The sequence below is a fragment of the Streptomyces sp. NPDC059224 genome (assembly GCF_042754285.1).
Lineage (GTDB): Bacteria > Actinomycetota > Actinomycetes > Streptomycetales > Streptomycetaceae > Streptomyces.
In genome coordinates, this window is sequence record NZ_JBHZAN010000030.1 from 105,937 (window position 1) to 119,066 (window position 13,130).

The following is a 13,130-nucleotide window of genomic DNA, read 5'->3' on the forward strand; positions in this document are numbered from 1 at the left end:
GACGTGAGCACCAACGACCTTCCCCTCGCCGACGGCGGCGGCTGCGGCGACGGCTGTGCCTGTGGCGCCGGGGGCGACGAGGAGTACCTGGAGTGCGGGCTGGACCCCGCGCTCGCCGGACTTCTCGCCGCCGCCGGCCTCGACCCCGTCGAGGTCGAGGACATCGCCAACGTGGCCATCCAGGAGGACCTGGACAACGGCGTGGACGTGACGACCGTCGCGACGATCCCCGAGGAGGCCGTGGCGACCGCCGACTTCGTCGCGCGTGAGGCGGGCGTCGTCGCGGGGCTGCGGATCGCCGAGGCCGTGGTCTCCGTGGTCTGCACGGACGAGTTCGAGGTCGAGCGGCACGTCGAGGACGGCGACCGGGTCGAGGCCGGACAGCCGCTGCTGTCGATCACCACCCGCACCCGCGACCTGCTCACGGCCGAGCGCAGCGCGCTCAACATCCTGAACCGTCTCTCCGGCATCGCCACCGCCACGCGCGCGTGGGCGGACGTGCTGGAGGGCACCACCACGCGCGTGCGGGACACCCGCAAGACCACCCCGGGCCTGCGCTCCCTGGAGAAGTTCGCGGTGCGCTGCGGCGGCGGCGTCAACCACCGGATGTCGCTCTCCGACGCGGCTCTGGTCAAGGACAACCACGTGGTGGCCGCCGGCGGCGTCGAGCAGGCCTTCAAGGCCGTCCGAGAGGCCTTCCCCGACCTGGCGATCGAGGTCGAGGTCGACACCCTGCACCAGCTGCGCGAGGCGGTCGACGCGGGCGCCGACCTGATCCTGCTGGACAACTTCACGCCGGGGGAGTGCGAGGAGGCCGTGGCGATCGTCGGCGGTCGCGCTCTGCTGGAGGCCTCCGGGCGCCTCACCCTGGAGAACGCGCGGGCGTACGCCGACACCGGCGTGGACTTCCTGGCCGTCGGTGCCCTCACCCACTCCTCGCCGGTCCTGGACATCGGCCTGGATCTGCGCGAGGCGGAGTGACCTCATGCTCCTCACGATCGACGTCGGCAACACGCACACCGTCCTCGGGCTCTTCGACGGCGAGGACATCGTCGAGCACTGGCGCATCTCCACGGACGCGCGGCGTACCGCCGACGAGCTGGCGGTGCTCCTCCAGGGCCTGATGGGCATGCACCCGCTGCTCGGCGACGAACTCGGCGACGGCATCGACGGCATCGCGATCTGCGCGACCGTGCCGTCCGTGCTGCACGAACTGCGCGAGGTCACCCGGCGGTACTACGGCGATGTGCCGGCGGTGCTGGTGGAGCCGGGGGTGAAGACCGGGGTGCCGATCCTCACCGACAACCCCAAGGAGGTCGGCGCCGACCGGATCATCAACGCCGTGGCCGCCGTCGAGCTGTTCGGCGGTCCGGCGATCGTCGTCGACTTCGGTACCGCGACGACCTTCGACGCGGTGTCCGCGCGCGGGGAGTACGTCGGCGGCGTGATCGCCCCCGGTATCGAGATCTCCGTGGAGGCGCTGGGCGTCAAGGGCGCCCAGCTGCGGAAGATCGAGGTGGCCCGGCCGCGCAGCGTGATCGGCAAGAACACGGTGGAGGCCATGCAGGCGGGCATCGTGTACGGCTTCGCCGGGCAGGTCGACGGGGTGGTCGGGCGGATGGCGCGGGAACTGGCGGAGGATCCCGACGACGTGACGGTGATCGCGACGGGCGGGCTGGCGCCGATGGTGCTGGGGGAGTCCTCGGTGATCGACGAGCACGAGCCGTGGCTGACGCTGGTGGGACTCCGGCTGGTGTACGAGCGGAACGTGTCGCGGACGTGAGGCGGCGGGGGGTGCGCGCGGCACGCGGCGGCCAGGTGGGTGGCCCTGCTGCGCCACACCATGCCCCCTATGTCGAGTTTGTCTGATTTACGCGTATCTTCGGTCCATGCCCACGCCATACGGATCCCGCGGCGGCATGGCGTTCGGTGCGGAGGAGCTGCGTGTGCTCCGCCGTGCTCTCGCCCTCGCCCTTCACCCCGGTCCCGCCTCCGCCGAGGACGTCAAGGACTGTCATCGGCTCGCCGAGTCTCTCGACGAGGCGATGCGTGAGGGGGCCCGGTTGCGGGCCTTCCTGGTGGCCGATCTGGTCCGCTACCGCGCGGCCCTGCCCGGGACCGTCGCCGGCTATCTCACCCTCCTGGAGGAGGCGCTGGCCGCCGGCCACCGGCCCACCCCGGACGACCTCGCCGCACTGCGGGCGCTGCGCGGGAACCCCGGTGCCGCCGCGCTGCTCGACCGCTGCCAGGACCTCGCGGAGCGTGATGTGCGGGCCCGGCTCGCCCAGGGGGCCCGCAAGGTGCCCGCACCGGCCGTGCCGGCGTCCAGGATCCGCCTGACGGCCCTGCCGGGCGGAGTGGCCAAGGAGCCGGAGAAGAAGCCGAAGGAGCGGCCCGCCGGACGGCCCGCCCCGCAGCCCGCGGTCCCCGAGCCGGTGGCGCCGAAGCGGCCCATTCCGACCCCGGGCGAGGTCTTCCCGCGACGCCGGCCCACCCCGCCGCCGCAGCAGCTCGCCGCCGGCTGAACCGGATCCCCGGCGGCCGCCGGTAGCCGCGGACGGGGGAAAACGGCAGCTCGCACGCCTTGTACGACGCTTTGCCCACCCCGCACCTTTCGCCCGGTCCCCCGTGGCTACTCTGGACGCATGGACTACGTCTCCGCGCTCGTGCCCCCGGTCGTCATGGCCGTCTTCTTCGTCGGTCTGGTCCGGGTGATCGTGAAGACCCAGGGCGGCGCCGCCAAGGCCAAGGAGGACGCCGCCGTGGACGCCGCCCTCGCGCGCGCCGCGCGCGGGGAGAGCGACCTGAAGGTCTCCGTCCCGGGCCGCGAGGCCTGATCGCGGACCGCCCCCCACCGGGCGTACGACCCCCGCGCGGCCACAGCCGCGCCTTCCGGGTCGTACGCCCTTTTTGTTCGCCTTTGTCAGCGAAAGTGCACGTCCGGCACGCCATTGGCGGGATCTCCCACTATTGTTCTGAGCTGTGCCTCGCCCATTGGGAGAACTCGAAGACGCGGTCATGACGCGGGTGTGGAAGTGGAACCGCCCGGTGACCGTTCGAGAAGTCCTGGAAGACCTCCAGCAGGAACGGTCCATCGCGTACACCACGGTGATGACCGTTTTGGACAATCTCCATCAGAAGGGCTGGGTGCGCCGGGAGGCCGAAGGGCGTGCCTATCGATATGAGGCCGTCTCGACACGGGCCGCCTACGCCGCCGCCCTGATGAACGAAGCGTGGTCCCAGAGCGACAACCCGGCCGCCGCTCTCGTCGCCTTCTTCGGGATGATGAGCGACGAACAGCGCCAGGCCCTGTGGGACGCCGTACGGATCGTGCAGGGCCCCGATAGGACGGAACAGAGGGAAGGACGCGAAGACCCGGAAGCCCCGCAAGAGGAGAACCCCGGCTCCATGGCGGACCACCGCGGGCGATAGCGTCCGCTCATGTCAGCGATGCGCCCCGAAGTCACCGCAAAAGCCGTCACCGTCCGGCGGGCCCGGACCGGCGATGTCCCGGCGGTGCGCCGACTCCTTGACGCGTACGTCCGCGACCGCATCCTCCTCGACAAAGCCACGGTGACGCTTTACGAGGACATCCAGGAGTTCTGGGTCGCGGAACGCGACGACAACGCCGAGGTGGTCGGCTGCGGCGCACTCCACGTGATGTGGGAAGACCTCGCCGAAGTGCGCACTCTCGCGGTCAAGCCCGGCCTCAAGGGCGCCGGCGTGGGCCATCAGTTGCTGGAGAAGTTGGTGGAGACGGCACGATGGCTCGGTGTTCGCCGAGTTTTCTGCTTGACCTTCGAAGTCGACTTCTTCGGGAAGCACGGCTTCGTGGAGATCGGCGAGACGCCCGTGGACACCGATGTCTACGCGGAGCTGTTGCGCTCCTATGACGAGGGCGTGGCCGAGTTCCTCGGCCTCGAACGAGTGAAACCGAACACCTTGGGCAACAGCCGGATGCTTCTGCATCTGTGATCGCCCCGAGGGATCGTGGCGGACAAGAGACATCGGACGGAGTTGGGCGGGAGATCGGGCCCAATTCCGGGCGCCTCGCCTTGCCCAGGTGGCCTATGTCCGAAACGCGCATGTTTCCGGGCGGGAGCAGACCCCTCGGTCTCTCCCAGGGGTTTGTGTTTTTCCCGCAAAAGCGGTTTGCTTTCCAACGTACTGCAGTACTGCATATAACAGGGGGCGGCGAAACGGCGGGCGCCGCACACCCCGGCCCTGAAGTTATCGATGAAAGGAAATCCGGTGGCACAGAAGGTTCAGGTCCTTCTTGTCGACGACCTCGACGGCGGCGAGGCGGACGAGACCGTGACGTTCGCGCTGGACGGCAAGACGTACGAGATCGATCTCACGACGTCCAATGCGGACAAGCTGCGCGGCCTTCTCGACCCCTATGTCAAGGGCGGTCGTCGTACCGGTGGCCGTGCGTCGGGCGGACGTGGAAAGGCCCGTGCGGCTGCAGGCGGCAGCCAGGACACCGCGCAGATCCGCGCGTGGGCGAAGGAGAACGGCTACGAGGTCAACGACCGCGGCCGTGTTCCGGCGACGATTCGCCAGGCTTACGAGGACGCCAACGCCTGATCGCCCTCAGGTCCGTGGCTCGCGCGCCACAACCGGACCCGGTGGCACTCGGTGGCCATCGTGTCCACCAGCCGTACGAGATCGGGGGCGCATCCCACGCCCCCCACGGCCGGCAGCGTCGGCACGCTCGGCATTCTCGGCAGCGAGGCTTCCACCTCGCGCCCCGGCCCGGGGGGCCGCAACCAGACGGCGGCCCCCTGCACGGGTTCCGGACGGTCCGCGGGCTCCGGCGGGGCGGCGGGGCCCTCGTCGGCTTCGGGAAGCGGTCGGGCCCCGGTGGAGACCGGCTCGGGCCGTGCCGGAGCGTCCATCAGGCCGTGCGCGCCCAGTGCCCGCAGGTCCAGGGCCAGCGCGCTCCACTCCAGCCAGTCCAGCAGTCCCGGCACCTCCTCCGCGCTGCCCGCGGCCACCAGCAGCAGCATCCGGTCGCCCTGGAGCGCCACCGGAGAGCCCGGCCCCAGATGCCTGAGCGCCTTCGCGCCCGCAGGGGCAGGCACGTCCAGCACGTCGAAACGCACGCCCGTGACCAGCCGCAGCGGTTCTCCGGGTGCCTCGGGCACTGTCGCCCAGCCCAGTTCGTTCTCGTACCAGTGCCGGAGCCGGGCCACCTGCGCGTCCGGTCCGGCGAAGCGGCCGGAACCCGGTGCCAAGGTGCAACCGGAACCGGGCGCGACGGCGTGATCGACGCCGGATCCGAGCGGACGACGGGGGTGAGGGACCGTTGAAGCGGCCAGAGGGACCGAGCCAGCCATGCCAACTGCAACCGCCGCGAACCCGCCCGAGTTACGCTGGGTGCGCGCGCGAGTGCGCAGCGTTCCGAACGGAGGCCTTCGCGGGGGCACGGAGGGACGCAAGGTTGTTCGCCCGTAGCGGAGGGACCGGGGGCATACGGCATGGACTGTCAGTCCGTGCGGGTAAGACATCCCTAGTGGGAGGGGGCGACACGCAGGCGAGGGCGTCTCACGTTCGCCATCGGCGTACTGGCGGAAGGGGTAACTGCCTGGCCTGCGGGAACATCGTCTCGCACCATCGGGTTGGAGCATATGTCGGCGTTCGGGGTCAGGAGGCCATCGACGGTGTCGGCAGTTGGAATGAGCGGTCCCCGCTTGCGGGACTAAGCTGCGGAAGGACAGAGAGGGGAAGTTCCCCCCACTGCCTGACCGCTCTGAGGAGCGATTAACGATGTTCGAGAGGTTCACCGACCGCGCGCGGCGGGTTGTCGTCCTGGCTCAGGAAGAAGCCCGGATGCTCAACCACAACTACATCGGCACCGAGCACATCCTCCTGGGCCTGATCCACGAGGGTGAGGGTGTCGCCGCCAAGGCCCTTGAGAGCCTCGGGATTTCGCTCGAGGCGGTCCGCCAGCAGGTGGAGGAGATCATCGGCCAGGGCCAGCAGGCCCCGTCCGGGCACATTCCCTTCACCCCCCGTGCCAAGAAGGTCCTGGAGCTGTCGCTCCGCGAGGCGCTGCAACTGGGGCACAACTACATCGGCACGGAGCACATCCTGCTCGGCCTGATCCGTGAGGGCGAGGGCGTCGCCGCCCAGGTCCTGGTCAAGCTGGGCGCAGATCTCAACCGGGTGCGGCAGCAGGTCATCCAGCTGCTCTCCGGCTACCAGGGCAAGGAGACCGCCACCGCCGGCGGCCCTGCCGAGGGCACCCCCTCGACGTCCCTGGTCCTCGACCAGTTCGGCCGGAACCTCACCCAGGCCGCTCGTGAGTCCAAGCTCGACCCGGTCATCGGGCGCGAGAAGGAGATCGAGCGGGTCATGCAGGTGCTGTCCCGCCGCACCAAGAACAACCCGGTCCTGATCGGTGAGCCCGGCGTCGGCAAGACCGCCGTCGTCGAGGGCCTCGCCCAGGCCATCGTCAAGGGTGAGGTGCCCGAGACCCTCAAGGACAAGCACCTCTACACCCTGGACCTCGGCGCCCTGGTCGCCGGCTCCCGCTACCGCGGTGACTTCGAGGAGCGCCTGAAGAAGGTGCTCAAGGAGATCCGCACCCGCGGTGACATCATCCTGTTCATCGACGAGCTGCACACGCTGGTCGGTGCGGGTGCCGCCGAGGGCGCCATCGACGCGGCTTCGATCCTGAAGCCGATGCTGGCCCGCGGTGAGCTGCAGACCATCGGTGCCACCACCCTGGACGAGTACCGCAAGCACCTGGAGAAGGACGCGGCCCTGGAGCGCCGCTTCCAGCCGATCCAGGTCGCCGAGCCGTCCCTGCCGCACACGATCGAGATCCTCAAGGGTCTGCGTGACCGGTACGAGGCCCACCACCGGGTCTCCATCACGGACGAGGCGCTGGTGCAGGCGGCCACCCTGGCCGACCGCTACATCTCGGACCGCTTCCTGCCCGACAAGGCGATCGACCTGATCGACGAGGCCGGCTCCCGGATGCGCATCCGCCGGATGACCGCTCCGCCGGACCTGCGCGAGTTCGACGAGAAGATCGCCGGCGTCCGCCGGGACAAGGAGTCCGCGATCGACTCGCAGGACTTCGAGAAGGCCGCCTCCCTCCGCGACAAGGAGAAGCAGCTCCTGGCCGCCAAGGCCAAGCGGGAGAAGGAGTGGAAGGCCGGCGACATGGACGTCGTCGCCGAGGTCGACGGCGAGCTGATCGCCGAGGTGCTGGCCACGGCCACGGGCATCCCGGTCTTCAAGCTCACCGAGGAGGAGTCCTCGCGTCTGCTGCGCATGGAGGACGAGCTCCACAAGCGGGTCATCGGCCAGGTCGACGCCGTCAAGGCGCTGTCGAAGGCGATCCGCCGTACGCGTGCCGGTCTGAAGGACCCGAAGCGCCCCGGTGGCTCGTTCATCTTCGCCGGCCCGTCCGGCGTCGGTAAGACCGAGCTGTCCAAGGCCCTCGCCGAGTTCCTCTTCGGTGACGAGGACGCGCTGATCTCCCTCGACATGTCGGAGTTCAGCGAGAAGCACACGGTCTCGCGTCTCTTCGGTTCGCCCCCCGGTTACGTGGGCTACGAGGAGGGCGGCCAGCTGACCGAGAAGGTCCGCCGCAAGCCGTTCTCCGTCGTCCTCTTCGACGAGGTCGAGAAGGCCCACCCGGACATCTTCAACAGCCTGCTGCAGATCCTGGAGGACGGTCGACTGACCGACTCCCAGGGCCGGGTCGTGGACTTCAAGAACACGGTCATCATCATGACGACCAACCTCGGCACCCGGGACATCTCCAAGGGCTTCAACCTGGGCTTCGCGGCCTCGGGCGACTCGAAGACCAACTACGAGCGCATGAAGAACAAGGTCCAGGACGAGCTCAAGCAGCACTTCCGGCCCGAGTTCCTCAACCGCGTCGACGACGTGGTCGTCTTCCCGCAGCTGACGCAGGAGGACATCCTGCGGATCGTCGACCTGATGATCGGCAAGGTGGACGAGCGCCTCAAGGACCGGGACATGGGCATCGAGCTCTCCCAGTCCGCGAAGGAGCTGCTGTCCAAGAAGGGCTACGACCCGGTGCTGGGCGCGCGGCCGCTGCGTCGCACGATCCAGCGCGAGATCGAGGACACGCTCTCGGAGAAGATCCTCTTCGGCGAGCTGCGCCCCGGTCACATCGTGGTCGTCGACACGGAGGGCGAGGGCGAGACCAAGACCTTCACCTTCCGGGGTGAGGAGAAGTCCGCACTCCCCGACGTCCCGCCGATCGAGCAGGCGGCCGGCGGAGCCGGTCCGAACCTGAGCAAGGAGGCGTAGCCCTCAGAGGCTCGCCGAAAGGCCCGAAAGAAAGGGGCCGGTGCTTTCCCGAGCACCGGCCCCTTTCGCGTACCCGCCGTGCGGCTACGAGAGCCGGCCGTTGTAGTCGGGCAGCTTGTAGGTCTTCTCCGCGTGGCCGCCCGAGAGGTCGGTGGCGCTGTTCCCGATGTTCGCGATGATCGTGTAGCCGTTGTTCTCGATGTCGACGCGCTGGGCGGTCTTGTAGGCGGCGACGTCCTTGAAGAGGTCGAAGAGGCCGCGGACGTACAGGCCGGAGACGTCGTAGCCGTCGTGTTCGAGGTTGTACTCGGTCGGCAGGTAGAGGATGCCCGGGCGGGCCGTGACGAAGAACAGGGAGACGCCGTGCTCCTGGGCGTACCGGGCGATGTTCAGGACCGGCTTGTTGGCCGGCTGGGGGAAGCTGAAGCCGAAGTCGGTCTCCAGGGCCGTGTTGTCGATGTCGAAGACGATCGCCTGCCGCTCGCCCGGCTCGGCGGCGGCGATGCGCTGCTTCAGGTACGGCAGGGCCTGGTCCATCACGGACTGGCAGTCCTGCTGCCAGGTGGCGTAGTCGACCGTGGTGGAGCTGCTCGCCGTCGCGGCCTGGGCCGGCGCGGCCATCCCGGCGAGCGCGGCCACGGAGACGGCGGCGATGGACATGCGGCGGGTCCAGGTGCCTGGGGTCATCGGTTGGGGGTCCTCTCACGTCCACGGAAGTGTCAGGGACATGATGTGTGGGCGAGGTGGCGTAGAGGAAGCCATCGAGTTACTCGGGGGTAGATCGGGCGAGGCCTGGGTCACACGCCGGGGGCTTCGGGCCGCGGTCGCCGGTGACATAGCGCACGGGTCAAATGTCCGTTACTAGCCGGGATAGTGGAACCCGTGACGGTCGAAAAGGGATTTTGTAACCCATGTCGCCTCACGCCCGGAAGGGTGAGGTCCGGGCTGCCAGGCCGGGCGCACTCTGTCAAGAAAGGGTCAACTTCGCGCGTGTGTACTAGCTGATGCCGTAGATGGTGTGGTTTGGGTGAAGCGCGGCTTCCGGGTTACCAAGGGATGCCCCGTTCGGCGGCCGACGCGTGTCAGCCGGTGCCGGAGGGGGGTCCCCGCTGTCTACTTCACGAGGTTTCGATGTCCCTGCGCGCCACTCTCCGTGCCCCCCGTACGTCCTCTCTCCGTAAGCGCGCCGCCGTTCTGGCGGCCGGTCTCGGAGTCACGGCCGTGGTGGGGTCGGGGGTCGCGTCGGCCGCCACGTCCAGTGCCGCCGCCTGGATCGACCCGGTGCAGAAGTACACCCTGTCCGCGAGCTTCGACCAGGCCGGCGGCATGTGGGCCGCCAAGCACAGCGGCCAGGACTTCGCGGTGCCGATCGGCACCCAGGTCGTCGCCGCGCACGGCGGCACCGTGGTCAAGGCCGGCGGCAACGGCGCCGGTGACGGTCCCGCGTACGGCAACGCCGTCGTCATCAGGCACGGCAACGGCCAGTACTCGCAGTACGCCCACCTGTCCCGCGTCGACGTCAGGGTCGGGCAGGTCGTCAGGACCGGTCAGCACATCGCGCTGTCCGGCAACACCGGCAACTCCACCGGCCCGCACCTGCACTTCGAGATCCGTACGACCCCGAACTACGGCTCCGCGATCAACCCGGTCGTCTTCCTGCGCGCCAAGGGCGTGACCGTCTGACCGGTGTGATCGCCCGGACGGAACGGCCGGAGAAACGGCCGGAACGCTAGGCGGAAGGGCCGGAACCCCGGTGGGCCTGGGTCACCAGGTCCAGGGCGACCTCCAGAACGGCTTCCTGCTTCTTCTCGGGGTCGCCCTCCAGGTCCTGCATGACGAACATCCCCGCGTGCAGCGTGAACATCGCGCTGATGCAGCGGACCTGGTCGGTCAGGGGTGCGTCCGGGTCGACGAAGATGCTCCGCAGGCCGCGCATCCGGTCCTTGAAGGTGTCACCGATCCGCAGCTCCCGCACGGTCGCCTGGTTCTCCTGCATGAAGCGGAACAGCGGCCCGGCCTCGGCGAGCGCCCGGCTGTAGCGCCGTACGATCTCCAGCTTGATCTCCAGCGTGTGCGGCTGCCCCTCGCCCCACTCGATCAGGTCCTGGATCGGCCGAGTCAGATCCTCGAAGACGCTGACCAGGATCTCTTCCTTGGTCTTGAAGTGGTAGTACAGGGCTGCCTTGGTCACGTCGAGGCGCTCGGCGATCTCCCGCAGCGAGGTCTTCTCGTAGCCCTGCTCGGCGAAGAGTTCCAGCGCCACGTCCTGGATGCGCTGGCGGGTGTTGCCCCGGCGCTGCTGCTTGGTGCCGTCCATGGTGACGCCCATCCTCTTATTCCTCGCACTCCCGCGAAAACTCACTCTGCCGGACGGACGTCCGCTCCAGAAACTTACTTGACGACCGGCTAGTGACAGGTCTACCTTCCCAGTGTACTGAACTAGCCGGGCGGCCAGTAAGTAGCAGCCGCCAGGGGGAGTGGGAGAGATGGCGGACACCCAGGCGGCCGAGACGGGCCAGGAAAAACCGGGGGCACCGGCAGCGGCCGAGGCGCCGCAGAAGGAACCCAAGAGCGTACGGGTCGTGATGCTCGCGCTCATGGTCGCGATGATGCTCGCGATGCTCGACAACATGATCGTGGGCACGGCCATGCCGACCATCGTCGGTGAGCTGGGCGGTCTGGAGCACCTGTCGTGGGTCGTGACCGCCTATACCCTCGCGACCGCGGCGGCCACCCCGCTCTGGGGCAAGCTCGGTGACATGTACGGGCGCAAGGGCGCCTTCATGACCTCCATAGTCATCTTCCTGGTCGGCTCCGCGCTCAGCGGCATGGCCCAGGACATGGGCCAGCTGATCGGGTTCCGGGCCATCCAGGGCCTCGGTGCCGGTGGTCTGATGGTCGGGGTCATGGCGATCATCGGTGACCTCGTGCCGCCCCGCGAGCGCGGCAAGTACCAGGGCATGATGGCCGGCGTCATGGCGCTCGCCATGATCGGCGGCCCGCTGGTCGGCGGCACCATCACCGACAACTGGGGCTGGCGCTGGGCCTTCTACATCAACCTGCCGCTCGGCGTGGTCGCGCTGGCCGCCGTCAGCGCCGTCCTGCACCTGCCGAAGAAGCGGAACAAGACGCGCATCGACTACCTGGGCGCCGGTCTGCTGACCCTCGGCATCACCTCGATCGTGCTGGTCACCACCTGGGGCGGTTCCCAGTACGCCTGGACGTCCGCACGAATCATGGAACTGATCGCCATCGGCGTCGTCGCCCTGATCGGCTTCGTCTTCTGGCAGACCAAGGCCGCCGAGCCGGTCCTGCCCCTGCACATCTTCCGGAGCCTCAACTTCACCCTGATGTCGGTCATCGGGTTCATCGTGGGCTTCGTGATGTTCGGAGCCACGCTGTTCCTGCCGCTCTACCAGCAGTCCGTGCAGGGCGCGTCCGCGACCAACTCCGGTCTGCTGCTGCTGCCGATGCTCGGCGCGATGCTGGTGACCTCGATGGTCGCCGGGCGGGTCACCACCAACACCGGCCGCTACAAGGTCTTCCCCCTGGTGGGCGGGGTGCTGCTGGCCGTCGGGCTGTACCTGCTGTCCACGATGGACACCGACACCACCCGGTTCATCTCGGGCGTGTACATGGCCGTCGTCGGCCTCGGCATGGGCTGCCTGATGCAGATCACCATGCTGGTCGCGCAGAACAGCGTGGAGATGAAGGACATGGGCGTCGCGTCCTCGTCCACCACCCTGTTCCGTACCCTCGGCTCCTCCTTCGGCGTCGCCATCATGGGCGCGATCTTCAACGACCGGGTCAAGGGCGTCATGTCCGAGCGGGCCGGCTCGCTGGGCTCCAAGATCACCGAGCAGTCGGCCCAGCTGGACGCGAAGAGCCTTGCGAAGCTGCCGGCGGCGGCCCGCGAGGCGTACCAGCACGCGGTGTCGGCCGGCACGCACTCGGCGTTCCTGCTCGGTGCCGTGATCGCGGTGGCCGTCGTCGTGGCCGCCGTCTTCGTCAAGGAGGTGCCGCTGCGCGGCGGCCCCCAGAAGGCGGGCTCCGACGAGGCGGCACCGCTGCCGGTCGTCGAGGCCGTCTGAGAAACGCACGCGGGTGGCCCGGGACCGAGCGTCCCCGGGGCCACCCGCTTTCCCGTCACCTCCGCAACACCCGGCGACACCCTGCACCGCGCACGACCACGCGTCGGGTACGTATGGCCGGCTGCACCCCGCAGGCCGCCGCGGCCCGCGACCGCTACGGGCCCGCTACGGCCTGCGCCCGTCACCGGCCTTGGCCGACTGTGGCCCGCGGTCGACAAGCCCTTGCTTGGCCCTGGCCCGAGCCCGTCAGGCCCTCGCTCGGCCCTGGCCCGAGCCCGTCAGGCCCTCGCTCGGCCCTGGCCCACGTCCGCTACGGCTCTGGTCGGCTGCGGCTTGCGGCTGTCGGGCCCTTGGCCGGTCCCGGCGTGCCCGCCGTGCTCGCGGTCTGCCGTGACGCGTGTCCGCTACAGCTTTGGTCTGCCGTGGCCCGCGTCCGCTGCGGCCTTGGTCAGCTGCGGCCCGCGGTCGCCAGGCTGTTGGTCGGCTGCGGCCCGCGTCCGCCCGCGTCCCGGTCGGCCCTGGCCCGTGTCGGCTATGGCCTTGGTCGGCTGTGGCCGGAGGTTGCCGGGCCGTTGGTCGGTCCCGGCGCGCGCCCGCCGCGCCTTCGATCGGCCGCGGCCCGAGCTCGCTACGGCCCTGGTCGGGGGACGGCCCGCGTCCGCCCGCGTCCCGGTCGGCCCTGGCCCGTGTCGGCTATGGCCTTGGTCGGCTGTGGCCGGAGGTTGCCGGGCCGTTGGTCGGTCC

Annotated in this window: 13 protein-coding genes; 10 read left to right on the forward strand and 3 right to left on the reverse strand. The window is 69.4% G+C overall.

Annotated features, from left to right (window positions below; all coding sequences use genetic code 11):
* Positions 1-3 precede the first annotated feature (3 nt).
* The 7 genes from nadC to ACFXI4_RS31230 all read left to right on the forward strand — a co-directional run bounded on the left by nadC (position 4) and on the right by ACFXI4_RS31230 (position 4,587).
* Positions 4-981, forward strand: coding sequence for a carboxylating nicotinate-nucleotide diphosphorylase (gene nadC, locus ACFXI4_RS31200; protein ID WP_384997190.1), 978 nt, complete (start codon positions 4-6; stop codon positions 979-981).
* 4 nt (positions 982-985) lie between these two features.
* A complete protein-coding gene (locus ACFXI4_RS31205) occupies positions 986-1,783 on the forward strand; it encodes a type III pantothenate kinase (RefSeq protein ID WP_362718372.1) in 798 nt (265 codons plus the stop codon).
* A gap of 136 nt (positions 1,784-1,919) precedes the next feature.
* The gene (locus ACFXI4_RS31210) at positions 1,920-2,525 is read left to right on the forward strand and encodes a hypothetical protein (RefSeq protein ID WP_384997253.1); all 606 of its coding nucleotides are present in this window, start codon (positions 1,920-1,922) and stop codon (positions 2,523-2,525) included.
* Positions 2,526-2,645: 120 nt separating this feature from the next.
* Positions 2,646-2,837, forward strand: coding sequence for a hypothetical protein (locus tag ACFXI4_RS31215; RefSeq protein WP_384997192.1), 192 nt, complete (start codon positions 2,646-2,648; stop codon positions 2,835-2,837).
* A gap of 181 nt (positions 2,838-3,018) precedes the next feature.
* Complete coding sequence (locus ACFXI4_RS31220) at positions 3,019-3,432, forward strand: BlaI/MecI/CopY family transcriptional regulator (RefSeq protein ID WP_384997194.1); 414 nt, start codon at positions 3,019-3,021, stop codon at positions 3,430-3,432.
* 9 nt (positions 3,433-3,441) lie between these two features.
* Positions 3,442-3,975: an amino-acid N-acetyltransferase gene (locus ACFXI4_RS31225; protein WP_362718380.1), complete on the forward strand. Its 534-nt coding sequence runs from the start codon at positions 3,442-3,444 to the stop codon at positions 3,973-3,975.
* Between the two features lie 276 nt (positions 3,976-4,251).
* Positions 4,252-4,587 carry an Lsr2 family protein gene (locus ACFXI4_RS31230; RefSeq protein ID WP_362718383.1) on the forward strand — a complete coding sequence of 112 codons (336 nt, stop codon included), beginning with the start codon at positions 4,252-4,254 and terminating at the stop codon, positions 4,585-4,587.
* On the opposite strand, the gene ACFXI4_RS31235 is transcribed toward ACFXI4_RS31230, so the two are convergent.
* Positions 4,566-5,339 carry an SCO3374 family protein gene (locus ACFXI4_RS31235; protein WP_384997197.1) on the reverse strand — a complete coding sequence of 258 codons (774 nt, stop codon included), beginning with the start codon at positions 5,337-5,339 and terminating at the stop codon, positions 4,566-4,568. The genes ACFXI4_RS31230 and ACFXI4_RS31235 overlap by 22 nt on opposite strands.
* Before the next feature lie 430 nt (positions 5,340-5,769).
* Here ACFXI4_RS31235 and ACFXI4_RS31240 point away from each other — a divergent pair, with 430 nt between their 5' ends.
* Positions 5,770-8,295: an ATP-dependent Clp protease ATP-binding subunit gene (locus tag ACFXI4_RS31240; RefSeq protein ID WP_362718389.1), complete on the forward strand. Its 2,526-nt coding sequence runs from the start codon at positions 5,770-5,772 to the stop codon at positions 8,293-8,295.
* 84 nt (positions 8,296-8,379) lie between these two features.
* Here the strand turns inward: ACFXI4_RS31240 and ACFXI4_RS31245 are convergent, their stop codons facing one another.
* Entirely contained in the window at positions 8,380-8,982 is a 603-nt protein-coding gene (locus tag ACFXI4_RS31245; RefSeq protein ID WP_384997200.1) for an HAD family acid phosphatase, read from the reverse strand.
* 444 nt (positions 8,983-9,426) lie between these two features.
* Here ACFXI4_RS31245 and ACFXI4_RS31250 point away from each other — a divergent pair, with 444 nt between their 5' ends.
* Positions 9,427-9,978, forward strand: coding sequence for a M23 family metallopeptidase (locus ACFXI4_RS31250; protein WP_362718394.1), 552 nt, complete (start codon positions 9,427-9,429; stop codon positions 9,976-9,978).
* A 46-nt stretch (positions 9,979-10,024) separates the two neighbouring features.
* Here the strand turns inward: ACFXI4_RS31250 and ACFXI4_RS31255 are convergent, their stop codons facing one another.
* Complete coding sequence (locus ACFXI4_RS31255) at positions 10,025-10,624, reverse strand: TetR/AcrR family transcriptional regulator (protein ID WP_362718397.1); 600 nt, start codon at positions 10,622-10,624, stop codon at positions 10,025-10,027.
* A 157-nt stretch (positions 10,625-10,781) separates the two neighbouring features.
* Here ACFXI4_RS31255 and ACFXI4_RS31260 point away from each other — a divergent pair, with 157 nt between their 5' ends.
* The gene (locus tag ACFXI4_RS31260; protein WP_384997203.1) at positions 10,782-12,386 is read left to right on the forward strand and encodes an MDR family MFS transporter; all 1,605 of its coding nucleotides are present in this window, start codon (positions 10,782-10,784) and stop codon (positions 12,384-12,386) included.
* Positions 12,387-13,130: the final 744 nt, after the last annotated feature.